General features: G+C 71.3%; 23 protein-coding genes. 11 read left to right on the top strand and 12 right to left on the bottom strand.

The features are described 5' to 3' along the window. The first annotated feature begins 41 nt into the window (after positions 1–41). Genes LRP67_RS18610 through LRP67_RS18595 form a run of 4 tightly spaced genes read left to right on the top strand, consistent with a single transcriptional unit; the run spans position 42 to position 4443 of the window. A complete protein-coding gene (locus LRP67_RS18610; protein WP_231271649.1) occupies positions 42–1376 on the top strand; it encodes an extracellular solute-binding protein in 1335 nt (444 codons plus the stop codon). Continuing rightward, positions 1373–2323 carry a carbohydrate ABC transporter permease gene (locus tag LRP67_RS18605; protein ID WP_231243280.1) on the top strand — a complete coding sequence of 317 codons (951 nt, stop codon included), beginning with the start codon at positions 1373–1375 and terminating at the stop codon, positions 2321–2323. The genes LRP67_RS18610 and LRP67_RS18605 overlap by 4 nt, the downstream gene beginning before the upstream one ends. 4 nt (positions 2324–2327) lie before the next feature. Next, a complete protein-coding gene (locus tag LRP67_RS18600) occupies positions 2328–3167 on the top strand; it encodes a carbohydrate ABC transporter permease (RefSeq protein ID WP_231243279.1) in 840 nt (279 codons plus the stop codon). 4 nt (positions 3168–3171) lie between these two features. Beyond that, positions 3172–4443, top strand: coding sequence for an ABC transporter ATP-binding protein (locus LRP67_RS18595; protein ID WP_231271648.1), 1272 nt, complete (start codon positions 3172–3174; stop codon positions 4441–4443). A 223-nt stretch (positions 4444–4666) separates the two neighbouring features. Here the strand turns inward: LRP67_RS18595 and LRP67_RS18590 are convergent, their stop codons facing one another. The 6 genes from LRP67_RS18590 to LRP67_RS18565 all read right to left on the bottom strand — a co-directional run bounded on the left by LRP67_RS18590 (position 4667) and on the right by LRP67_RS18565 (position 10379). Beyond that, a complete protein-coding gene (locus tag LRP67_RS18590; RefSeq protein ID WP_231271647.1) occupies positions 4667–5641 on the bottom strand; it encodes a type IV toxin-antitoxin system AbiEi family antitoxin domain-containing protein in 975 nt (324 codons plus the stop codon). Between the two features lie 159 nt (positions 5642–5800). Then, positions 5801–6457 (bottom strand): DUF1707 domain-containing protein, encoded by a 657-nt coding sequence (locus tag LRP67_RS18585; protein WP_231271646.1) that lies wholly within the window; start codon positions 6455–6457, stop codon positions 5801–5803. Between the two features lie 10 nt (positions 6458–6467). Beyond that, a complete protein-coding gene (locus LRP67_RS18580) occupies positions 6468–7544 on the bottom strand; it encodes an ABC transporter ATP-binding protein (RefSeq protein WP_231271645.1) in 1077 nt (358 codons plus the stop codon). 2 nt (positions 7545–7546) lie between these two features. Further along, positions 7547–8332: an ABC transporter permease gene (locus LRP67_RS18575; protein ID WP_231271644.1), complete on the bottom strand. Its 786-nt coding sequence runs from the start codon at positions 8330–8332 to the stop codon at positions 7547–7549. Next, positions 8329–9255 (bottom strand): ABC transporter permease subunit, encoded by a 927-nt coding sequence (locus tag LRP67_RS18570; protein ID WP_231271643.1) that lies wholly within the window; start codon positions 9253–9255, stop codon positions 8329–8331. Before LRP67_RS18570 ends, LRP67_RS18575 begins: the two co-directional genes overlap by 4 nt. Positions 9256–9257: 2 nt before the next feature. Beyond that, a complete protein-coding gene (locus tag LRP67_RS18565; RefSeq protein ID WP_231271642.1) occupies positions 9258–10379 on the bottom strand; it encodes an ABC transporter substrate-binding protein in 1122 nt (373 codons plus the stop codon). A gap of 146 nt (positions 10380–10525) precedes the next feature. Here LRP67_RS18565 and LRP67_RS18560 point away from each other — a divergent pair, with 146 nt between their 5' ends. Next, positions 10526–11692, top strand: a complete 1167-nt coding sequence (locus tag LRP67_RS18560; protein ID WP_231271641.1) for a hypothetical protein — start codon at positions 10526–10528, stop codon at positions 11690–11692. Here LRP67_RS18560 and LRP67_RS18555 read toward each other — a convergent pair. Then, a complete protein-coding gene (locus tag LRP67_RS18555; protein WP_231271640.1) occupies positions 11689–13404 on the bottom strand; it encodes a sulfatase-like hydrolase/transferase in 1716 nt (571 codons plus the stop codon). The two genes, LRP67_RS18560 and LRP67_RS18555, sit on opposite strands and share 4 nt — an antisense overlap. Before the next feature lie 130 nt (positions 13405–13534). Here LRP67_RS18555 and LRP67_RS18550 point away from each other — a divergent pair, with 130 nt between their 5' ends. After that, complete coding sequence (locus LRP67_RS18550) at positions 13535–15238, top strand: fumarate hydratase (RefSeq protein WP_231271639.1); 1704 nt, start codon at positions 13535–13537, stop codon at positions 15236–15238. A 23-nt stretch (positions 15239–15261) separates the two neighbouring features. Here the strand turns inward: LRP67_RS18550 and LRP67_RS18545 are convergent, their stop codons facing one another. From LRP67_RS18545 to LRP67_RS18535, 3 genes are all read right to left on the bottom strand, one after another. Further along, the gene (locus tag LRP67_RS18545; protein ID WP_231271638.1) at positions 15262–16119 is read right to left on the bottom strand and encodes an SDR family oxidoreductase; all 858 of its coding nucleotides are present in this window, start codon (positions 16117–16119) and stop codon (positions 15262–15264) included. Positions 16120–16227: 108 nt separating this feature from the next. Continuing rightward, complete coding sequence (locus LRP67_RS18540; protein ID WP_231271637.1) at positions 16228–16431, bottom strand: hypothetical protein; 204 nt, start codon at positions 16429–16431, stop codon at positions 16228–16230. A 51-nt stretch (positions 16432–16482) separates the two neighbouring features. Next, a complete protein-coding gene (locus tag LRP67_RS18535; RefSeq protein ID WP_231271636.1) occupies positions 16483–17100 on the bottom strand; it encodes a hypothetical protein in 618 nt (205 codons plus the stop codon). Positions 17101–17120: 20 nt separating this feature from the next. Between LRP67_RS18535 and LRP67_RS18530 the strand changes: the two genes are divergently transcribed. Both LRP67_RS18530 and LRP67_RS18525 read left to right on the top strand, forming a co-directional pair. Then, a complete protein-coding gene (locus LRP67_RS18530; protein ID WP_231271635.1) occupies positions 17121–17483 on the top strand; it encodes a zf-TFIIB domain-containing protein in 363 nt (120 codons plus the stop codon). 70 nt (positions 17484–17553) lie between these two features. Further along, complete coding sequence (locus LRP67_RS18525; RefSeq protein WP_231271634.1) at positions 17554–18243, top strand: hypothetical protein; 690 nt, start codon at positions 17554–17556, stop codon at positions 18241–18243. On the opposite strand, the gene LRP67_RS18520 is transcribed toward LRP67_RS18525, so the two are convergent. Continuing rightward, positions 18222–18743, bottom strand: a complete 522-nt coding sequence (locus tag LRP67_RS18520) for an SRPBCC family protein (RefSeq protein WP_231271633.1) — start codon at positions 18741–18743, stop codon at positions 18222–18224. The genes LRP67_RS18525 and LRP67_RS18520 overlap by 22 nt on opposite strands. Beyond that, a complete protein-coding gene (locus tag LRP67_RS18515) occupies positions 18740–19108 on the bottom strand; it encodes a helix-turn-helix transcriptional regulator (RefSeq protein ID WP_231271632.1) in 369 nt (122 codons plus the stop codon). Before LRP67_RS18515 ends, LRP67_RS18520 begins: the two co-directional genes overlap by 4 nt. Positions 19109–19159: 51 nt before the next feature. On the opposite strand from LRP67_RS18515, the gene LRP67_RS18510 reads away from it, so the two are divergent. From LRP67_RS18510 to LRP67_RS18500, 3 genes are read left to right on the top strand one after another with little or no spacing between them, the layout of a single operon-like run. Next, the gene (locus LRP67_RS18510; protein WP_231271631.1) at positions 19160–20542 is read left to right on the top strand and encodes an aspartate ammonia-lyase; all 1383 of its coding nucleotides are present in this window, start codon (positions 19160–19162) and stop codon (positions 20540–20542) included. Beyond that, on the top strand, positions 20539–21384 hold the full coding sequence (locus tag LRP67_RS18505) for an SDR family oxidoreductase (protein WP_231271630.1): 846 nt from the start codon (positions 20539–20541) through the stop codon (positions 21382–21384). The genes LRP67_RS18510 and LRP67_RS18505 overlap by 4 nt, the downstream gene beginning before the upstream one ends. Continuing rightward, positions 21381–22088 carry a class I SAM-dependent methyltransferase gene (locus tag LRP67_RS18500; RefSeq protein WP_231271629.1) on the top strand — a complete coding sequence of 236 codons (708 nt, stop codon included), beginning with the start codon at positions 21381–21383 and terminating at the stop codon, positions 22086–22088. Before LRP67_RS18505 ends, LRP67_RS18500 begins: the two co-directional genes overlap by 4 nt. Positions 22089–22105 lie beyond the last annotated feature (17 nt).

Below are 22105 nucleotides of genomic sequence, written 5' to 3'. Positions count from 1 at the left end.
TAGACCATGTGAGCACAGCCACATGATTCGGGAGGGGCCGCATGACGTTCGCATCCGCACCACCGAGAGATCGCAGAGGTGGGGGACGTCGGCGTCGCCGCGGCATCGCGGTCCTCGCTGCCGCCACCCTGGCCAGCGGTCTCCTCGCGGGGTGCTCCGGCGGCTCCGGGAAGCCGACGCTCAACTGGTACGTCAACCCCGACGGTGTCCCGACCCTGACGAAGCTGGCCGAGCAGTGCAGCACCGACGAGTACGACATCGAGGTCCAGCTGCTCCCCTCGGGCGCCACCGACCAGCGCACTCAGCTGGCCCGTCGCCTCGCGGCCGAGGACTCCTCGACCGACCTGATGAGCCTCGACCCGGTCTTCGTGGCGGAGTTCGCCAATGCCAACTGGCTCGAGCAGCTCCCCGAGGAGAGCGCGGCCATCGCGACCGACGAGGACGTGCTCGAGGGCGCGGCGGAGACCGTCAAGTGGGACGACGGCGTCTACGCCTTCCCGCAGTGGGCCAACACCCAGGTCCTCTGGTACCGCAAGTCGCTCGCCGAGGCCGCCGGTCTCGACATGAGCCAGCCGGTCACGTGGGACCAGGTCATCGACGCCGCCGCTGAGAACGGCGGCACGGTCGGCGTCCAGGCCAACAAGTACGAGGCCTACGTCGTGTGGATCAACGCCCTGATCCAAGGCGCGGGCGGCGACATCATCAGCAACAACGAGGCCGGCAAGGACGCCTCGGTCGACATCGACTCCGAGGCCGGCAAGGCCGCGGCGGCGGTCATCGAGAAGCTCGCGGACTCCAAGGCCGCGCAGCCCGACCTGACGACCTCCAACGAGGGCACCAGCCTCGGGCTGATGTTCGAGGGCCCCGGGGAGTTCATGGTCAACTGGACCTTCGTCTACCAGAACTACAAGACGCTGGTCGACACCGGAGGCCTGACCCAGGAGCAGTTCGACGACCTGGGCTGGGCCCGCTACCCCGAGACGGTCGAGGGCGAGGAGTCCAAGCCTCCCATCGGCGGGATCGACATCGGCGTCGGCGCGTTCTCCAAGCACCCGGACTTCGCGCTGGAGGCGGCCGAGTGCGTGACGACGAGCGAGTCCCAGGTCGCGCTCGCCGTGGAGTCGGGCCTGATGCCCGCACGCCAGTCGGCATACGACGCCAAGGAGCTGACCGAGGCCTACCCCGCCGACCTGCTCGAGCTGTTCAGCCAGAGCGTCGACTCCGGTGGGCCGCGACCGAAGAGCTCCTACTACGCCACCATCTCGGCGGCGCTGCAGAGCGTCTGGCACTCGCCCCGGTCCGTCGACCCCGAGTCCACGCCCCGTGAGTCGGCGCGGTTCCTCAAGGACGTCCTCGAAGGGAAGGCCCTGCTGTGACCACCTCCTACGTCGCCACGGCCGGCGAGAAGGCCAGGCCGGACACGACGACGCCGCCGGACAACCAGCGGGCCCGGGCCGAGAACTCCCTCGGCCGCAAGTTGGTGGCGCCCGCGATCGTCGTGATGCTCATCGTCACCGCGTTCCCGATGCTCCGGGCGCTCTACCTGTCGTTGTACAACTACTCGCTGACGGCCCCCGAGGACAAGGAGTTCGTGGGGCTGAGCAACTACCTCACCGCCCTCACCGACCCGCTCTTCTGGAAGGTCACGGGGATCACCGTCCTCTACATGGTCGTCACGGTGGCCGTCGAGCTCGTGATCGGCTTCATCTTCGCGATGGTGATGCACCGGGTGATCTTCGCCCGCGGGGTCATCCGCACCTCGATCCTGATCCCCTACGGCATCATCACGGTGGTCTCGGGCTTCGCCTGGCAGTTCGCCTTCAGCTACCAGAACGGCTTCGTCAACTCCTGGATCCCGGGCTTGGACGCCACCTTCAACTGGTTCGGCGAGACCACGCCGGCGGTCATCGCCATCATGGTCTCCGAGATCTGGAAGACCACGCCCTTCATGTCGCTGCTGCTCCTGGCCGGCCTGGCCCAGGTCTCCGAGGACATGATCGAGGCCGCCAAGGTCGACGGCGCCACGTGGTGGCAGCGGCTGTGGAAGGTGATCCTGCCCAACATGCGTGCGGCGATCATGGTCGCGGTGCTGTTCCGGGCGCTCGACGCCTACCGGATCTTCGACAACATCTTCGTGATGACGGCGGGAGCGGTGAACACCGAGTCGATCTCGTTCCTCACCTACCGCCAGACCATCGAGCAGTTCCAGCTCGGGATCGGCTCGGCGCTGTCGGTGCTGCTGTTCCTCTCGGTGCTGCTCATCGCGTTCCTGATCGTCAAGCTGTTCCGGGTCGACCTCGCCGCGGCGCGGCAGGAGGGATGAGGGCATGAGAAAGCTCGGAACCGCCATCGGCTGTCTGCTCATCCTCCTGTGGTGCCTGCTGCCGGTCGCCTGGATCATCTCGCTGTCCTTCAAGTCGCAGGAAGCGATCACCAACGGCAGCCCGGGGTTCTTCCCGGCCGACGGCGACAGCGCCGGCTGGCAGAACTACAAGGACCTGCTCACGGGTGACGAGTACGCCCAGTTCCGTCGGGCGATCCTCAACTCGATCGGCATCAGCCTGATCGCCACGGTGCTGTCGGTGATCATCGCGACCCTGGCCGCCTACGCGATCGCCCGCCTGGAGTTCAAGGGCAAGAAGCTCGTGCTGACGATGGCGCTGGCCATCGCGATGTTCCCGGTGGTCTCGCTGGTCGGCCCGCTGTTCGACATGTGGCGCACCTTCGGCCTCTACGACACCTGGCCGGGGCTGATCATCCCCTACATGTCCTTCACGCTGCCGCTGGCGATCTGGACCCTGTCCGCGTTCTTCCGGGAGATCCCGTGGGAGCTCGAGCAGGCGGCCCAGGTCGACGGCGCCACGTCGTGGCAGGCGTTCCGCAAGGTGATCGTCCCGCTCGCGGCGCCCGGTGTGTTCACCGCCGCGATCCTGACGTTCTTCTTCGCCTGGAACGACTTCGTGTTCGGCATCTCGCTCACCTCGACGGAGAACGCCCGGCCGATCCCGGCGGCGCTGTCCTTCTTCGTGGGAGCCGATCCGTTCAACCGGCCGGCCTCGCTGCTGGCCGCGGGCGCCGTCATCTCCACGGTCCCGATCATCATCATCGTCCTGATATTCCAGCGCAAGATCGTCGCCGGTCTGACCTCCGGCGCAGTGAAGGGTTGAGCTCATGGCTGCCATCGACATGAAGAACATCGTCAAGAAGTACGGCGACGGGTTCCCGGCCGTCAACGACGTCTCCATCGACGTCCACGACGGAGAGTTCATGATCCTGGTCGGCCCGTCCGGCTGCGGGAAGTCGACGCTGCTGCGGATGATCGTGGGGCTCGAGGACATCACGTCCGGCGACATGATCATCGGGGACCGGCGCGTCAACGACCTGCCCCCCAAGGACCGCCACCTGGCCATGGTCTTCCAGAACTACGCGCTCTACCCCCACCTCACCGTCTACGAGAACATCGCCTTCCCGCTGCGCCTGGCCAAGGTCGACGACAAGACGGTCGACGAGAAGGTGCGGGCCGCGTCGAAGACCCTGGAGCTCGACGAGCACCTGGAGCGCAAGCCGGCCAACCTTTCCGGCGGCCAGCGCCAGCGCGTGGCGATGGGCCGCGCGATCGTCCGCGACGCCGATGCGTTCCTGTTCGACGAGCCGCTGTCCAACCTCGACGCCAAGCTGCGCGGACAGATGCGCAGCGAGATCGCGCGGCTGCAGAAGAAGCTCGGCATCACCACGGTCTACGTCACCCACGACCAGACCGAGGCCATGACGCTGGGCGACCGGGTCGCCGTACTCAAGCGCGGCATCCTGCAGCAGCTGGCGTCCCCCCGTGAGCTCTACACCAACCCGGGCAACCTGTTCGTCGCGGGCTTCATCGGCTCCCCGCCGATGAACTTCCTGCCGGCCACCGTCGAGGGCACGACGGTCGAGCTGCCGTTCGGCAAGGTGGAGATCTCCCCCGAGAAGGCGTCCGCGGCGGCCGGGCGCGGCCTGCTGATCGCGGGCATCCGCCCCGAGGCGTTCGAGGACGCCTCGGTGGTAGACCCGTCCCGCAAGGGCTCGACGTTCCGCGCCAAGGTCGACCAGGTCGAGTGGCTCGGCAACACCGCCTACGCCTACATCCCGTTCGAGGCCCCGCCCGAGGTGCAGGAGCAGCTGCAGCAGCTCGAGCGCGACCTGGACGGCGAGACCGTGCGTACCCAGCTGGTCATCTCCCTCGACGGGTCGAGCAGAATCGCCGAGGACGACGAGGCCGACATCTGGGTCGACACCTCCCAGATGCACCTCTTCGACCCGTCCACCGGGGAGAACCTCACGATCGACCTCGAGCACGCCGGCCGGGTGCCCTCACTGGAGCAGGGCCAGGACCCGGCCGCCCAGGCGCGCTCCGAGCACGAGGTGGCCGACCAGCAGACCGCCGCCGCCGAGGCCGCCGACGGCTGACCCCCCTCGCACCCCCCTCGCGAGCCCGGTCGCCCTCGTGGTGGCCGGGTTCTCGCGTTTCCGCGGGGAGCGCGAGCGGGTTGAGATTCACCGGGCACCCGGTGAATCTCACGCCTCCCCCACGAAGCTTCGTACGGGAGCCGAGAGATTGGCACCAGTGGTGTCACAGGAGTGAACGGCGCAGGACCCCAGTGCCGGTGGCAGGCGCGGGCATCGCTGGCGCCTACGCCGCGCGCTTGAGCATGCGGCGGATGCGCTCCGCCGTGGTGTCGGGTCGGTCGAGATCAACCCAGATCGGCCGGATCATCCGACATCCGGTGACCTCACGTAGCTCGTCCTCCCGGCGCTTCTCGGCGAAGACCGCGTCGCCCGCGTCCTGCCCCGGTCGCAACAGCCGGCCGTACTTCACCTTTCCGTCGAACTCTGCCATCAGCCCGAGCTCCGGCCAGGCGAAGTCGACAGTCCCCACCAGCCGATCGCCGTCCCACACCTCCCACTGCACGATCGGCATCGGCAGACCGGCCCGCCAGATCAGATACAGCAGACGGCTCTCCCCCACGGACTCCACCCGCCCGTTGGCCAGCCTCAGCACGAGTCGGACAGCGAGCATCCGCCGCGACCGCTGCATCTCGACGTACCGAGCCTCGAGCTGGTCGACCGAGGTGAGCCCTTCATGCAGATACCAGTTCGCGAGGACGAGGCCAGCCTCCGTGCCCACCAGGTTGCAAGAGTCCAGGACCGTGCGGGTCGGCGTCGTACGCCAGCCCTCCGGGGAGCGGGTCACGTCGACGACCCGCAGCGACCCCTCATGATGAACGACGCCCGCGCTCCGTCGCCCACCCCCACTCAGGTGAGTCAGGTGGACCGATGAGAGGTCGACGCCCCAATCGGGCGCGCCGTCGGCGATCGCCTGGGACGTGTGCGACACGACGACATGGTCGCGGTACAGCGCCTGGACGGCGCGGGTCAGTACGCCGTGCCGCTGTCGCCTCGTCATCGTCGACCACTCCCGTCGTGGGGCGTACACCCCCTGACGAATGCGCACGAGCTCGCCGATCCTGACGAGCCGAGCAAGTGCGTTGTCGTCGATACCGAGCGCCACGGCATCGCGTCTGAGCAGGAAGCCCTGCGTACTGCCCGTCCCCAGAAGTGCATCCAACATGCCCCCGACGTTGCCCGTTCTTCGCCGGTCGCGCACCCGCCTCGACGTTGCCTGTGGATATCGCCGAGCGGGGCAGACCCGTGCGGTTCACACGCTCCGGACGAAACTGGTGCCTCCCGTATGAAGCTTCGTACGGGAGCCGTGAAGCCGTGAGATTCACCGGGCACCCGGTGAATCTCAGGGCAGCGCCGCGACTCAGTGCAGGCGGTGGTGGCGGGTGGGGCGGGGGTCGGGGCGGGGCTTGCGCTCGACGGAGACGCCGCCCCAGATCGCGATGCCCCTGACCCGCACGGTGGGTGAGCTGTCGTCGAGCTCGGGGTCGACGAGGCCGGAGGGGCCGGAGTAGCCGCCCATGATGCCGACGCCCTCGATGACGACGTGGGTGTGGGGGCCGACGACGATCGAGGCGCCACCCATGAAGGCGTTGACCGTGATCACGACCTCCTGGGCGGCGTAGGTCGCCTGGCGCAGGTCCAGGTTGGCCCCACCCATGAAGCAGGTGATCGTGAGCCGCTCCGGGACGGTCCACACCCCCGAGCGGTCCAGGCCGCTCATGATCGCCAGGTGACGCTGCTCGCGGGGACCTCCGGGGGTGATCTGCGAGGAGGCAGGGGCCGGGCGGGGCGCGGGCGGCCGGGCCGCGTCGCGATGCGCCGGCAGGTCCGAGGTGATCGGAAGGAGGTCGGCGTAGGTCTTGGCGGCGTACGTCGCCTCGAGCCGCTCGTCGAGCTCCTGCAGGTCGATGCGGCCGTCGCCCGCGGCGGTGCGCAGCAGCTCGGCCACCTCGTGGCGCTCGGCGTCGGAGACCCGCAGCTGCCTGGGGTCTGCGTCGGGGCGCTCGATCTCACCCATGCGAGGAATCCTACGGCGCAACGACCAGGACCGCCGCCGGCGCGACCTCGAGCCGCACCCGGACACCCGGCTCCAGCCGGGCGGCGTCGCTGCTCATGAGCTGGGCGACCACGAGGGTGCCGTCGTCCAGCATCACCCCGGCACGCGTCACCGGGCCCAGGAACGACACCGAGGCGACGTGCCCGTGTCCGGCGTCGTCCGGGACCACCGAGATCGACTCGGGGCGCACCAGGGCGACGCCCGCCTCGGCCGCCGACCCCGGGAGCACCGGCACACTGGTGCCGAGCAACGAGGCGCGACCGTCGACGACCCGGGCCGGGATCCGGTTGCTGAGCCCGACGAACTCCCCGACGAAGGGCGTGGCCGGGGCGGAGTAGAGCTCGGCCGGCGGCGCGATCTGGTCGAGCCGTCCGGCGTTCATGACCCCGACCCGGTCGGCGATCGCCAGGGCCTCCTCCTGGTCGTGGGTGACGAACAGCGTGGTCGTCCCGACGTCCATCTGAACTCGGCGGATCTCGTCGCGCAGCTGCACGCGGACCTTGGCGTCGAGGGCGGAGAGCGGCTCGTCGAGCAGCAGCACCGCCGGCTCCACCGCGAGCGCCCGCGCGAGCGCGACCCGCTGCTGCTGGCCGCCCGAGAGCTGGTTGGCGTAGCGGTCCTTCTGCTCCCCGAGCCCGACCAGGTCCAGCATGTCGCCGGCCCGCCTGCGCCGCTCGGCTCGGGGGCGACCGCGGAGCTTGAGCCCGAACGCGACGTTGTCGAGCACGGTGAGGTGAGGGAACAGGCTGTAGGCCTGGAAGACCATCCCCATGTCGCGCTTGTTGGCGGGCACCCGCGTGACGTCCTTGCCGCCTACGCTGATGGTGCCGGCGTCCTGGCGCTCGAGGCCCGCCAGCAGCCGCAGCGCGGTGGTCTTGCCGCAGCCGGAGGGCCCCAGCAGCACGACCATCTCCCCAGGCTCCAGGCGCAGGTCGAGGCCGTCGAGCGCCTGGACGTCGCCGTAGGTACGGCGCAGCCCGGTCATCTCGACGGCGAGGCCGGGTGGCGTGGAGGTCTCACGGGAGGTCTCACTGGGAGACGGGGACACGGTCATCTACTTCCTCCGGGGGTACGCCGCCGGCGGTCGAGGAACGACAGCACCACCAGCAGGGCGGCGGCGAACAGGATCGAGGCGAGGGCGGCGGCCATGGACTGCGGCGCGTCGCTCTTGCCGAGCTGGACGATCACGACGGGCAGGGTGTCGTAGTTGAGCAGGGACGAGACGGTGTACTCGCCGAGCACGAGCGCCACCGAGATGAAGGCGGCGCTGAGCACACCGGTCCAGATGTTGGGCGAGATCACCCGGACGATGACCGTGAGCCATCCGGCGCCGAGCGAGCGCGCCGCCTCCGAGAGCGTGCGGGAGTCGATCGACGAGAGCGCGGCGTCGATGGAGCGGTAGGCGTAGGGCAGCACGAGCACGACGTAGACGAACGTCAGCGTGAAGGCGGAGTCGCCCATCAGGTAGTCGACCCAGGCGTAGACGTTCTTGATGCCCACGACGATCACCAGCGCCGGGATGGTCAGCGGCAGCAGGCACAGGAACTCCACGAGCCGCGAGGCCCGCGGGACCCGCAGCCGCACCCACACCATGGTCGGCACCAGCAGCACCACCATGCCCACGACGGTGAGCAACGACAGCAGCAGCGAGGTGGTGATCGCCTCCGTCATGGCGGGGTCTTCGAGCAGCCCGCGCCAGGCCTCGCCGGTGCGCTCGCCGGTGCGCGGCACCTTGGTGCTGAAGTCGAGCAGGGCCACCAAGGGCAGCAGGAAGAAGACCGCGAACGCCGCCAGCAGCAGCCAGCGGAGCACGCGCCAGACCAGTCCCCCGGTCACGAGAGCCACCGCGACGTACGGCGGAGCAGCCAGGCGTACAGCGACATCACGACGGCGACGACCACGACCATCTCGAGGGCGAGGGCGTAGCCGAAGTTGGCCTGGCCGAGCACGATCTCGCTGGTGAGGGCGGAGCGGATCAGCAGCGGTGTGATCGGGGCGCCCTGGTTGACCAGCGCCGCCGCGGTGGCATAGGCCGCGAACGCGTTGGCGAACAGCAGCAGCGCCGAGCCCAGGAAGGCCGGTCGCAGCAGCGGGAACGCCACCTGCAGCCAGTACTGCCGGGTCGTGGCGCCGAGGTTGACCGCCGCCTCGCGCCACTGCGGGCGCAGGCCCTCCAGGGCCGGCATGAAGACGATCACCATCAGCGGGATCTGGAAGTAGGAGTAGACCAGGATCAGGCCTGGCAGCTCGTAGAGCCAGCTAGCCCCCGTCTCGCTCGCGCCGAACACGTCGGCCAGGACGCCGGTGAGCAGTCCGCCGAAGCCGAGCGTCGCCATCCACGCGAAGGCGAGGGTGACCCCGCCGAACTGGGCCAGTACGCCGCACACGGCGGTGACCGCGCGGCGCATCACGCTGGTGGGCGGGGCGGTGACGACCAGGTAGGCCAGCAGCGCGCCCAGCACCGCACCGACCGCGGCCGAGGTGAACGACAAGATCACGCTCTCGCGCAGCGCGCGCAGCGGCGTGCCCTCGCCCAGCGCCCGGATCTTCTCCAGGCTGAAGCCGCCGGTCTCGGCCTGGAAGGCACCGACCACGACGGTGATGGTGGGGATGATGAGGAAGATCCCGATGAAGACCAGGAACGGGAGCAGCCCCAGTGCCGGCCCCAGGGAGAGCCCGGCGCCTGGGCGCCGTCCTCTCCCGGGGACCGTCTCCGGGGCGGCGGTCGCCGCTGCGGCCAGCGGTGCGGCTGCCGACATGGTCAGCCGATGGCCTTCGCCCAGTTGTCCGCGAGGTAGCCGGCCATCTTCTCCGTCTGCTCGTTGGTGGGGATCACCGGCTCACCGCCGACCGGCGGGAGAGCGTCGTACAGCTCCTGGTCGATCGTCCCCGCCTCCACCATCGCCTCGGCGCGCACGGGGCGCGCCCCTCCGGCGAGCCAGAGGTTCTGGCCCTCGTCGCTGTAGAGGAACTCCTGCCACAGCCGGGCGGCCGCGGGGTGCGGCGCGTCGGCGTTGATGGCCTGGAAGTAGTAGCCGGCGACGGCCGCCTCGTCCGGGACGTAGACCTCCCAGGTGTCGAGCTTGGCCGACTCCATGGCGTTGAGGTAGTCCCAGTCGATGACGACGGGGGTCTGGCCGGACTCGATGGCGGCCGAGGTCGGGTCGACGGGCAGGAAGTTGCCGGCCTTCTTCATCTCGGCGAAGTACTCGACGCCCGGCTTGATGTCGTCGACCGAGCCGCCGTTGGCGATGGCCGCCATGACGACCCCGCTGAACGCGGCGCCCGCCTGCGTCGGGTCACCGTTGAGGGCGACCTTGCCCTTGAAGTCGGGGCCGAGCAGGTCGTCCAGCGACGTCACCTCGGGCACCACGCTGGAGTCGTAGCCCACCGACATGAACCCGCCGTAGTCGTTGACCCAGGCGCCGTTCGGGTCCTTGAACTCCTCGGGGATCTCGTCGAACTTCTCGACCTTGTACGGCGCGTACATGTCGGTGTTGGCCAGGGCCACGGACTGACCCAGGTCGAACACATCGGGCGCGCGGTCGGTGCCGGCGAGCTGCTCGGCGGCGTTGATCTCGTCCTGGCTGGCCGCGTCAGGCTGCGCCGAGTTGACCTTGATGTCGTACTTCTCCTCGAAGGTCTCGATGATCTCGCCGTAGTTGGCCCAGTCGGGCGGCAGGGCGATGACGTTGAGCTCACCCTCTTCCTCGGCGGCCGCGACGAGGTCCTCCATCGAGCCGAAGTCGTCGAGCGAGGTCGCGGTCGCAGCCTCCGAGGAGGAGCCGGAGTCCTTGTCATCGTCCTCGGGCGGGGCGCACGCGGCGAGAGCGGCGGTCGAGAGCAGCGCCATGACGGCCAGTAGTGAGATCTTGGGCTTCACGTTTCTCCTTGTTCAAGCGCGAGAGGCCGCGCGTCGACGCCCACCTTTCCAGGTGAGGCCTGCCCTGACGTTACTCCCACGCGACTGCAGCCGGTCACGCTGCCGAACATCTCGGGCAGTGCGCCGCAGCGCACTAGCCTGAGGACGTGCGCCGTGCCGTGACCGCCCTCGTCGGGGTCCTCGTGCTGCTGGGCGGCTCCGCGTGCACCTCACCGGACGAGCCACCGGAGGACCCGACGCCGGTCGCGGTCGGGTGGGAGCAGGTCTCGCTGCCGGTGCCGGACGGACCGGCCGGGCGGGTCGGCGTACGCGACGCCGTGGCGTGCGAGGGCACCTGGTGGCTGGTCGGGACGGTGTTCACCGGTGGGGACGGGACGCGGCCGGCGGCCTGGCGCAGCGACGACGACGGCCGGACCTGGCGGCCGCTGCGGTTCGCGCCGCGCGCCTACTGGGCCCGGCGCGCGGTGCTCTCCTCGGTGGCGTGCCGCGGCGACCGGGTGGTCATGGTCGGCGCCAAGTCCGGGGGCGCACACGGCAACCCGCGGGTCAGCACCTGGTACCAGCGCGGCGACGGCGCCTTCGTCGACGTGATCGCGCCGTTCCCGCTCTTCGGCGGTGTCGAGGCGGTCAGCGTCGAGCGGGTGGCTGCCGGGCCGTCCGAATGGCTGATCGCCGGGAACCGCACCTCGGGGGCGGCGGTCTGGGTGTCGCAGGACGAGCGCGAGTTCGAGCTCGTCGACGACGACCCCGCCCTGGGCCGCGACGAGCGCGTCGACACCCTCGCGATCGCGCAGGTGCACGACGGCGAGGGCTGGACGGTGGTGGGGAGCGGCCAGGTGGAGGGCCGGATCGTGCCGATGGCCTGGGTCTCCCCCGACGGCCGCGCCTGGTCGCGCCAGGAGGTCCCGGCCGGGCAGACGTTCACCGAGCTGCAGCGCGTCGCCGCGACGGGCGACGGGGTGCTCGCCGTCGGCCTGCGCGACGGCGCGGTGGGCAGCTGGCGCCGCACCGGCTCCGACTGGGTGGCCGGCGAGTCGTTCGGCCCGCTGGACCCCGACCGCGCCGCGTTCGCCGGGCCGTCGGGCCTGGTCGCATCCGGCGACCGGGCGCTGGCCACGGCCAGCGACGGGACGTCGTACGCCGCCTGGGCGACGCTCGACTCGTCCTCCTGGCGCCCCGTCGAGGTCCCGGTCAACCCCGCCGCCGGCGGCGGACGGGTCCTGACCGTGGCCGCGACCGACGAGACCCTGCTGCTGCTCGCCGACGACGGCCTGGCCGGGCGGGTCTGGCGCGCGTCCTGGCCCGCCGGCTAACGCACGGCGGCGCGGCACTGCGCCGGGCGGCACCCGTCGAGCCGCAGCAGGCGCCTCATCAGGTCACGGGCGTAGGGCTTGTCGTGGTCCTCGGCGAACACGTTGACGTCCTCCCACGGCCGGTCGTAGCGGTACAGCTCGAAGGCGGGGTCGGTGCCGGACCACGACGGGTCCAGGTCGAGACGGACGAGCAGCCCCCGCTCGCCCCGCACCGCCACGAACGACGGGATCAGGTCGATGGTCCCCCCCGAGCCCTCGTCGGTGTCCACCTCGCCCGGCTGCGACTTGGCGTAGGTGTGCTCGAAGAACGCGTAGCGTGCGCCCGGCGCCTCGGGACGGGTCAGCGTCGCGGCGAAGGACCGCCCGGAGCGGAAGCGCGGCGTCCGCACGCCCGCCAGCTCCTCGAACGTCGGCGCGAGGTCGATGTTGCTGACGAACTGGTGACGAGTGCCGGGCACCACGCCCGGCCCGACCACCACCAGGGGTACCCGGCTGTCGGAGTCGTACGGCGTGCCCTTGCCGCCGTTGAGCTGGTGCTGGCCGAGGTGGAATCCGTTGTCGGAGGTGAGGAACACGTAGGCGTCCGGGCCGGCGGCCTTGCGCACCCGCTTGACCAGCCGGTCGACGGACTGCACCATCCGCGCGCGGTCGCGGTAGCGGGTCAGCGCCTGCTGGTCGGTCAGCGTGATCTCGTTGGTGCGCCAGGGCGGCGCCGGGGCGGTCGAGCCGTCGGGCAGCAGGTAGGTGGGCGCGTTGTCCTCGCGCGGGTCGCCGTAGCCCGTCAGGTCGTCGAGCGTCAGCTCACCGCACGGGCGGGTGCCGCAGTTGCCGCCGGTGGTCCCGCCCCCCCGAGGCCGGTCGCGGAAGGCGGCGGGGAACTGAGTGCCGCCGGGATAGGCCGCCCCCATCGAGCTGTGGGGGGCGTAGGTCGCGACCTCGAGGAAGTACGGCGGGTCGCCCGGTCGCCGCTCCTTGAGGAACTCGACGGCCTTGCGGGCGGTGACGGTGGTGGCGTACGCCCGGTCGCGTCGGGCCGCCGGCGCCGAGAGCGGCGGCTTGGGGTGGTCCTGGAGCTGCACCTCCCCGTCGGCGTCGAGATAGGTGCTCTGGAAGTCCCATCCGTTGTAGGCCGCACCCGAGAGGGCCTGCCAGTCGCTCCAGCCGGGAACCGTCGGCGCGGGCAGCTCGACCCCGGCGACCGACTCCCCCCGGTAGCCGTTGAGGAACTTCCCGACGAAGCCGGTGTGGTAGCCCGCGTCCTGCAGGTTCACGCTGAACTGCCGTTGCTCGTTGCCGTGGGCGACGAAGGCCTCGTAGCCGCCGATGGGGTCCTCGGGGTCGTTCGGCGTGTTCGTCAGTACGCCGGTCTGGTGCGGCAGCTGTCCGGTCGCCATCGCCGCGCGCGAGGGGCAGCACAGCGAGTCGACGACGAACGCGTTGTCGTAGGTAGCGCCTTCTGTTGCCATCCGCTGCGCGTGCGGCATCGTCGCCAGCAGCTCGAGGGAGAAGTCGTCCATCAGGATCAGGACGATGTCAGCGCGTCCGTCGGTGCCGACGGCCTGCGCCGGGACGACCGTCGGGCGCTCGCCGTCCGCCGCGGGGGACCGGGTCCCTCGGGTGTCCCGGTCGGCCATCGCGCCGACGGCGAGCACGCCGGAGATCGTGACCGCCAGCACTGCCGCCACGGCCGCGAGACGCCTGGACCCGGCCATCATCCCTCCTCCGGCCGGTCCCCGAGCGGTCCGGCCTCACATGCCCCTGCCTTTCAGACGCATGGGGGGCACACTCAGGTTGCCCGAGGTCGGCGGCCGTCTCGTGGAGGCGCGGCGATAGCCTGCCCCGGTGACCACCGGCGACGACTTCCGCTACTCCGACCTGCTGCCGACCGGCCGTGACGACACGCCGTACCGGCTGCTCACGACCGAGGGGGTGTCCACCTTCGAGGCCGACGGGCAGAGCTTCCTGCGGGTCTCGCCGGAGGCGATCCAGCGGCTCACCGCGGAGGCGATGCACGACATCTCGCACTACCTGCGTCCCGCGCACCTCGCGCAGCTGCGCCGGATCATCGACGACCCTGAGGCGTCCGGCAACGACCGCTTCGTCGCGCTCGACCTGCTGAAGAACGTCAACATCTCCGCCGGCGGCGTGCTGCCGATGTGCCAGGACACCGGCACCGCGATCGTCATGGGTAAGAAGACCGAGGGCGTGCTCACCGGCGTCGACGACGGCGAGGCGATCAGCCGCGGCGTCTACGACGCCTACACCAAGCTCAACCTTCGCTACTCCCAGCTCGCGCCCCTGACGACGTGGGAGGAGAAGAACACCGGAACCAACCTGCCGGCGCAGATCGAGCTGTACTCGACGCCGCAGACCTCGGGCCGCCCGGAGTACAAGTTCCTGTTCATGGCCAAGGGCGGCGGGTCGGCCAACAAGTCGTTCCTGTTCCAGGAGACCAAGGCCGTCTTGAACCCCACGCGGATGCTGGAGTTCCTCGACGAGAAGATCCGCTCGCTCGGGACCGCGGCCTGTCCGCCGTACCACCTGGCGATCGTGATCGGCGGCACCTCGGCGGAGTTCGCGCTCAAGACCGCCAAGTACGCCTCCGCGCACTACCTCGACAACCTCCCCACCGCGGGCTCGATGAGCGCCCACGGCTTCCGCGACCTCGCGCTCGAGGAGGAGGTCTTCAAGCTCACGCAGTCGTTCGGGATCGGTGCGCAGTTCGGTGGCAAGTACTTCTGCCACGACGTCCGCGTCGTGCGCCTGCCGCGCCACGGCGCCTCGTGCCCGGTCGCGATCGCGGTGTCGTGCTCGGCGGACCGGCAGGCACTCGGCAAGATCACGCCCGACGGGGTGTTCCTCGAGCAGCTCGAGATGGATCCGGCGCAGTACATGCCCGACGCGGGCGTGGCCGAGGACATCGCCGGCGGCGCCGTCGTACCGATCGACCTCAACCAGCCGATGGCCGACATCCTCGCCGAGCTGCGCCGCCACCCGGTCAAGACCCGGCTCTCGCTCACCGGCCCGCTCGTGGTCGCCCGCGACATCGCGCACGCCAAGATCAAGGAGCGGCTCGACGCCGGGGAGCCGATGCCGCAGTACCTGCGCGACCACCCCGTCTACTATGCCGGTCCGGCCAAGACCCCCGACGGCCTGGCCTCCGGCTCCTTCGGTCCGACCACGGCCGGCCGGATGGACTCCTACGTCGAGCAGTTCCAGGCGGCCGGCGGCTCGATGGTCATGCTGGCCAAGGGCAACCGCTCCCAGCAGGTCACCGACGCCTGCCACGCCCACGGCGGCTTCTACCTCGGCTCCATCGGCGGCCCCGCGGCCCGCCTCGCCCAGGACTGCATCCGCTCGGTGTCGGTGCTGGAGTACGAGGAGCTCGGCATGGAGGCCGTCTGGAGGATCGAGGTCGAGGACTTCCCCGCCTTCATCGTCGTCGACGACCAGGGCAACGACTTCTTCACCGACCCCTCCGGCGCCGTCACCGTCCCGCTCAGCTCGTTGCTCGGCAGCGGCCTCCGCGTCCGCAGCGCCCAGTAGCCGATCGACCCGTCACCGGTCGGTCAGGAGGCGAGGGCGCGCAGCCCGTCGACGAGCGGGGTGGTGGGGCGGCCGATCAGGCGGGAGAGGCTGCCGTCGGTGTGCTCGAGGATCCCGTCACGGATGTTGCCCTCGAGCGCGACGACGAAGCCCGCGGTGCCGGCGTCGAGACCGACCGACTGCAGCTGGGCGAGGCGCTCCTCGGGGGTGAGCTGCTGCAGCGCGACCTCGCGGCCCAGCACCTCCGACATCGCCTGCGCGAGGGTCGCGAAGTCCCACGCGACGTCGCCGGCCAGCTCGTAGACCTGGCCGATGTGGCCGTCGGTGGTGAGGACCACGGCCGCGGCCTCCGCGAAGTCCGCACGCGAGGCGCTCGGCACCCGGCCGTCGCCGGCGCTGGTCACCAGCACACCGTGCTCCCGCGCGACCTCGAGGTCATCGGCGTAGTTCTCGGTGTACCAGTTGTTGCGCAGCACCGTCGCGGGGACGCCCGGCGCGGCGAGGTGCTCCTCGGTCGCCTTGTGCTCGGGGGCGATCACCAACGGGCTGGTCGTCGCCTGGGGGGCGCTCGTGTAGACGAGCTGCTGGACCCCGGCGGCCCCGGCCGCGTCGATCACGCCAGCGTGCTGCTCGATGCGCTGGCCCACCTCGGAGCCCGAGATCAGCAGCACCCGGTCCGCGCCCTCGACGGCCGCCGTCACCGAGGCCGGGACCGCGTAGTCCAGCGGGACGGCCTGCACGCCGCGCTCGGAGTACGCCGCCAGCGACTCGGGCCGGCGCGCGCCGGCGCGGATCGTGGCCGGGTCGACGCCACGGTCCAGTAGCGAGTCCAGGACGAGGCGGCCGAGGTGCCCGGAGGCGGCGGTGACGAGGAGGGTCATGGGTGGTCCTTCGCGGTCGTGCGGACGGGGGTCACTCGACCGAACCGCTGGTCGCGGCGGATCCTTCCCCCGGCCCGCGCGGCCGGTGCGACGAGCCGGTGCGCCTCGTCAGCGCGACGACTCGTTGCCCTCCTCGGGCGGGTTGTGCCGCGGCAGAGCGTTGGGGCCCGCGGTGCCCTCCTGGGCCTCGCCGCTCTGGTCGTCGGGGTTGCCGGCGACCGCCTGGTCGTCGGAGATCGGCACGTCGGCCACGTCCGGGTCCATCGAGGCGACCTCCGAGACCTGGCCCTCGTCCTGCGTACCGTCGTCCATCGTCGGGCTCCTCTCGTCGTGGGACGAACCGGTACCCGCCGCGCGCCGGGCTCACTCACCGGACCGGCCGAGCGCGGCGTCGAGCGCGGCGTCCGTCCGGTCCACCTCCTCGTCGGAGCCGGTGACCCCCGGGCCCTGCAGCAGCACGGACGTGAACCGCCCGCCGCCGCAGGCCTGAGCCGTGATCGCCTCTGGCGCCTCCCGGTCGGGGATCACGTTGACCACGCGCTCGAGCCCGGGCCCCAGTCCCTGGAGCTCCACGAACAGCGAGAACAGCTCGCACCCCTCCGCGTCGTCCACCTCGTCGGAGGCCAGGATCCGCCGCGCCTCCTCGATCTTGGCGCCGGTCCCCGGGTCGTCGCCGAGCTCCTGCTCGACCGCGTCGAGGGCGGGCCCGAGGTTGGCGACCCAGTCGGCGACGGGCACGTCGATCACCTGGACGCCGGTGTCGGCAGGCGAGCCCCAGCGGCAGGTCGGCAGCCCGGTGACCTCCCCGGCCTCGGGCTCGCCGAGGTCCTTGCCGGCGAGCGCGACCACGTCGTCGGCCGACAGCAGATCGCAGGTCTCCCGCGCCTCGTCGCTGACCTCGGGGCTGCTCTCGCTCTCGCCCGCACAGCCGCCCAGGACCGCGAGCAGGATGGCGACGGCGACGGCTGGGACCAGGCGCATGAAGTGCTCCCTACGAGGGAATGGGAACCCCGATCCTGCCTCGTCCGTTGGCCGAGGAGAAGGCCCACCCAGAGGAGCGCATCATGCAGTGCCCCACCGACGGAACCACGCTGACGATGAGCGAGCGCAGCGGTATCGAGATCGACTACTGCCCGAGCTGCCGCGGCGTCTGGCTGGATCGGGGCGAGCTCGACAAGCTCATCGAGCGCTCCGTCGCCCAGCAGGCACCCCCCGCGCCCGCGCCGCAGCAACCCTCCCGCGAGCGCAGCTACGAGCGCTACGAGGAGCCGCGCCACCACGAGCAGGGCTACGAGCGGGGCTACCAGCAGCAGGGCTACAAGAAGAAGCGCAAGGAGAGCTGGCTCAGCGAGATCTTCGACTGACCCGGCCGCGCCCACGGCGTGCCCGCGGGCCCGGTCCCGTCCCGCCGGCATCTCTTGGCAGGATGAGGCCATGGAGTACGTCGAGCTCGCCCGGGCCGAGTCCGAGCGCGGCGAGCTGGTGCTGCGAGAGCGGCGCCCCGCCGATGGCCCCTCCGTCATCGAGCTGCGGTCCAACGGCGCCTTCGTGATGGACACCCTCGAGGTGAGCACCGAGCGCGCGCTCGCGACCGCGGCGCTCGCGCTGGTCGAGGACCCGAAGGCGGTGGTGGTCGGCGGGCTCGGGCTCGGGTTCACGATGCACGAGGTCCTGGCCGACTCCCGCGTGGAGACCTGCGCGGTGGTCGAGATCGAGGAGGCCCTCGTCGGCTGGATGCGCGACGGCACCATCCCCCACGGCCCGGCGCTGCTCGCCGACGAGCGGGTGCGCCTCGTGGTCGCCGACGTGGCGGTCGCGCTCGCCGAGGCCCGCCCGGCGTCGTACGACCTGATCCTGCTGGACGTCGACAACGGCCCCGGCTACCTCGTCCACGAGCGCAACGCCGAGCTCTACCGTGAGCCGCTGCTGCGCGCCGCGCGGGAGACGCTGCGACCCGGTGGCGCGCTCGCGATCTGGTCGGCGAGCCCGGCGCCCGAGCTCGCCGACGTCCTCACCGGCGTGTTCGGCCAGGTGCAGGCGCAGCCGCTGGAGGTGCTGCTCCAGGGGCGCGAGGAGCACTACTGGATCTACGTCGGCCGCGCTCAGGAGAATGCGCTGCGGTAGAAGCCGGCCTGGCCTGGGTAGTAGTCGTCCCAGAGGACCCCGGCCACGTCGCGACCGGTCTCGGCGGCGACCAGCCGGTCCAGGTAGTAGTCCCAGCCAGGCCCGACGCTCTCGGCGACGGACGGGTCGCTCATCACCTGCGCGAAGGTCAAGGTCGTGACGCCGTCGCTCTCCACGAGGTCCAACTCGAGCTGCCACACCATGCCGTCGGGGTCCTCCGGGCCGGTGCCGCCCGAGTGCGTCACCAGTCGCCGCGGCGGCTCGCAGACCTCGATCCGGTAGGTCTCCGCCGCGACGTCCTCACCCTCCGCGGTCATCCGGAACGACACCGCGCCCGACGCCGGGTCGCCCGACCAGGTCCCGATCCAGCGCGCCAGCCGCTCCGGCTCGGTCACCGCCGCCCACACGTCCTCGATGGGGGCGGCGAACGTGCGGGTGTAGGCGACGTACGACGTGCCGTCGCGGGCCTCTCGACGGCCGGTGGGGGCGATGCGGCTCATGCGGTCTCCTCGGTGATGGCCGGTCCGGCGCCGGCGCGGTCGGCGCGGTGCTCGCGTCCGGTGCGGCGGACCTCGAGCTCGAGGCCGTCCAGCGCGGACTCCGCGAAGGGCGGAGCGTGTCGCAGCTCGGCGGCGAACGCCAGGACGGGCGCCATCGCCTCCGCGCGCAGCCGGTAGTGGCGCTCCCGACCCCGGTCCTCGGCCGCGGCGAGCCCGGCCTCGGTGAGCACGCGCAGGTGCCGGCTGACCGCCGGGCGACTGACCGTCTGGGCCGCCGCCAGGTCGACCACGCGCGCCGGGCCGGCGGCGAGCGCCCGCAGCAGCTCCCGGCGCACCGGGTCGGCCAGCGCGGCGAAGACGTCCATACCTATTGGTAACTGCTTCCTTACCAATTAGTCAAGGGTTAGCGTGACCCCATGACCGAGTACCGCACCGAACACGACTCCATGGGCGAGGTCCTCGTCCCCCGCGACGCCCTGTGGCGGGCGCAGACCCAGCGCGCGGTCGAGAACTTCCCGATCAGCGGCACCCCGCTGGAGCGCCGGATGATCGAGGCGCTGGCGCTGGTGAAGGGCGCGGCCGCGCGCGCCAACCGCGAGCTCGACATCCTGCCCGAGGAGCAGGCCGCCGCGATCGCCGACGCCGCCGCAGCCGTGGCTGCGGGCGAGCACGACACGCACTTCCCGATCGACGTGTTCCAGACCGGATCCGGCACGAGCTCGAACATGAACACCAACGAGGTGATCGCCTCGCTGGCCACGCGCGCCGGTGTCGAGCTGCACCCCAACGACCACGTCAACGCGAGCCAGTCCAGCAACGACACCTTCCCCACGGCGATCCACGTCGCGGTCACGCGCGCGGTCGTGGGCGACCTCCTGCCGGCGATCGACGTGCTCGGATCCAGCCTGGAGGCCAAGGCCGACGAGTTCGCCGGCCTGGTGAAGTCCGGCCGCACGCACCTGATGGACGCGACCCCGGTGATGCTCGGCCAGGAGCTCGGCGGCTACGCCGCGACGGTGCGCTACGCCGCCGAGCGGCTGGACTCCGTGCTGCCGCGGGTGCGCGAGCTGCCCCTGGGCGGTACGGCGGTCGGCACCGGCATCAACACCCCGCCCGGCTTCGCGCAGGCCGCGATCGCCGCCCTCAACGAGCTCACGGGCGAGACGTTCACCGAGGCCCGCAACCACTTCGAGGCGCAGGGCACCCGCGACTCGCTGGTGGAGCTGAGCGGCGTCCTGCGCACGCTCGCCGTCGGGCTGACCAAGATCTGCAACGACCTGCGCTGGATGTCCTCAGGCCCCACCACCGGCCTGGCGGAGATCCACCTGCCCGACCTGCAGCCGGGGTCCAGCATCATGCCCGGCAAGGTCAACCCGGTCCTGCCCGAGGCCACGCTGATGGTGTGCGCGCAGGTGATCGGCAACGACGCCGCGGTGGCCGTGGCCGGGGCCAGCGGCAGCTTCGAGCTCAACGTCGCGATGCCGGTCATGGCGCGCAACCTGCTCGAGTCGGTGCGGATCCTGTCGACGTCGATGACCCTGCTCGCCGAGCGCTGCGTCGACGGGATCACCGCCGACGCCGAGCGGATGCGGCGCTACGCGGCCTCGTCTCCCTCGGTGGTCACGCCGCTGAACAAGTACGTCGGCTACGAGAACGCCGCCAAGATCGCCAAGCGGGCGCTCGCCGAGGGCGCCACGATCCGCGAGACCGTGCTCGAGATGGGCTTCGTCGAGCGCGGCGACCTGACCGAGGCGCAGCTCGACGAGGCGCTCGACCTGGAGAGCATGACCCACCCGTGACGCCCAAGACGGTGGTTGTCACCGGCGCCAGCGACGGCATCGGGCTGGAGTGCGCGCGGCAGGTGGCCGCGCTGGGTCACCGGGTCGTGATGGTGGGCCGCAACCCCGACAAGACCCGCGCCGCGGTCGCGTCGGTGCGCGCGTCCGCGCCCGGGGCGGTGGTCGAGCAGGCGCTCGTCGACCTCGCCTCCCAGGACTCGGTCCGTGCGCTGGCCGACCACCTGCTGGCCGCCTGCGAGCGGATCGACGTCCTGGTCAGCAACGCAGGCTCGGTCTTCGAGCGCCGTACCCTCACCGACGCCGGGATCGAGGCGACCTTCGCGGTCAACCACCTCGGCGGGTTCCTGCTGACCGAGCTGCTGCGCGAGCGGATCGTGGCCGGCGCTCCGGCCCGGATCGTGATCACCAGCTCGCGCGGCCACTACTCCGGCACCCTGGACTTCACCGATCTCGGCTTCGAGCGCGGCTACTCCATCCTGCGCGCGTACAGCCGCTCCAAGCTCGCCAACGTGCTGCACACCCGGGAGCTCGCCCGGCAGCTCGACGGCACCGGCGTCACCGTCAACTGCCTGCACCCCGGCGCCGTCGCCACCTCGATCTGGAGCGGCGCCCCCTGGTGGGCGCGGCCCGTGCTGGCGCTGGGCAAACGGGTCGCGATGATCTCCCCCGAGGAGGGCGGTGCTCACCTCGCGTACCTGGCCGTCGGCCCCGAGGTCGAGGGTCGCACCGGCGGCTACTACGACGAGGGACGGCTCACCGAGCCGTCGACGGTAGCGCGCAACGAGGCGGTGGCGTGTCGGCTGTGGGCGGAGAGCCAGCGTCTGGTGGGGTTGCCGGCATGACCGACATGACCAGCCCCGACGCGGTGCGCCGTCAGTACGCGGCCGAGGGCAACCTGCAGGTCCGATCCTCCGTGTGGCACCCCGACGCCGACGGCCGCGACCCCTCCGCCCTCGCCCTGGACGCCGTGGTCGGCGCCGCGCCGACACGGATGCTCGAGGTCGGCTGCGGCACCGGCGCGTTCGCGGCGCGCGTCCGCGAGGTCCTGCCCGCCACCGACCTGGTCGCCATCGACTCCTCGGAGCGGTTCGTCGAGCTGACCCGTGCGCGCGGTGTCACCGCGCACGTGGCTGACGCCCAGGCGCTGCCGTTCGAGGACAGCTCCTTCCACCTCGTCGCCGCACTGTGGATGCTCTACCACGTCCCGGACCTGCACCGTGGCCTCGCCGAGGTCCGGCGGGTGCTCCGCCCCGGCGGCACGTTCCTCGCGGTCACCAACGGCGACCAGCACGTGGCCGAGCTCCGCCGCGCCGTCGGCCGGCCACCCATGGTCACGCACTTCAGCAGCGAGAACGGCGAGGCGGCGCTCGGCCGGCACTTCTCCGACGTACGGCGTGAGGACCTGCGCCCGCGCGCGGTCTTCCCCGACCACGCCGCGGCCCTCGCGTACCTCGCCTCCTCCGAGGAGCCCAGCCAGCGCGACCTCCCGTGGTTCGACGGCCCCCGCGAGTACGCCGGCCACGTCACGGTGTTCGTGTGCCGCTGAGGGCCGTGAGTTTCACC

The sequence above is a fragment of the Nocardioides sp. cx-169 genome, from assembly GCF_021083605.1.
Taxonomy (GTDB): domain Bacteria; phylum Actinomycetota; class Actinomycetes; order Propionibacteriales; family Nocardioidaceae; genus Nocardioides.
Note: the sequence above shows the minus strand (reverse complement) of the source record. Positions and strands in the feature narration are given on the sequence as shown.

Coding starts and splice junctions, on each gene's coding strand:
- LRP67_RS18510 (WP_231271631.1), top strand. CDS start 19,160: ATGACCGAGTACCGCACCGAACACGACTCCATGGGCGAGGTCCTCGTC.
- LRP67_RS18600 (WP_231243279.1), top strand. CDS start 2,328: ATGAGAAAGCTCGGAACCGCCATCGGCTGTCTGCTCATCCTCCTGTGG.
- LRP67_RS18595 (WP_231271648.1), top strand. CDS start 3,172: ATGGCTGCCATCGACATGAAGAACATCGTCAAGAAGTACGGCGACGGG.
- LRP67_RS18555 (WP_231271640.1), bottom strand. CDS start 13,404: ATGGCCGGGTCCAGGCGTCTCGCGGCCGTGGCGGCAGTGCTGGCGGTC.
- LRP67_RS18545 (WP_231271638.1), bottom strand. CDS start 16,119: ATGACCCTCCTCGTCACCGCCGCCTCCGGGCACCTCGGCCGCCTCGTC.
- LRP67_RS18530 (WP_231271635.1), top strand. CDS start 17,121: ATGGGAACCCCGATCCTGCCTCGTCCGTTGGCCGAGGAGAAGGCCCAC.
- LRP67_RS18500 (WP_231271629.1), top strand. CDS start 21,381: ATGACCGACATGACCAGCCCCGACGCGGTGCGCCGTCAGTACGCGGCC.
- LRP67_RS18610 (WP_231271649.1), top strand. CDS start 42: ATGACGTTCGCATCCGCACCACCGAGAGATCGCAGAGGTGGGGGACGT.
- LRP67_RS18520 (WP_231271633.1), bottom strand. CDS start 18,743: ATGAGCCGCATCGCCCCCACCGGCCGTCGAGAGGCCCGCGACGGCACG.
- LRP67_RS18515 (WP_231271632.1), bottom strand. CDS start 19,108: ATGGACGTCTTCGCCGCGCTGGCCGACCCGGTGCGCCGGGAGCTGCTG.
- LRP67_RS18535 (WP_231271636.1), bottom strand. CDS start 17,100: ATGCGCCTGGTCCCAGCCGTCGCCGTCGCCATCCTGCTCGCGGTCCTG.
- LRP67_RS18525 (WP_231271634.1), top strand. CDS start 17,554: ATGGAGTACGTCGAGCTCGCCCGGGCCGAGTCCGAGCGCGGCGAGCTG.
- LRP67_RS18585 (WP_231271646.1), bottom strand. CDS start 6,457: ATGGGTGAGATCGAGCGCCCCGACGCAGACCCCAGGCAGCTGCGGGTC.
- LRP67_RS18540 (WP_231271637.1), bottom strand. CDS start 16,431: ATGGACGACGGTACGCAGGACGAGGGCCAGGTCTCGGAGGTCGCCTCG.
- LRP67_RS18570 (WP_231271643.1), bottom strand. CDS start 9,255: ATGTCGGCAGCCGCACCGCTGGCCGCAGCGGCGACCGCCGCCCCGGAG.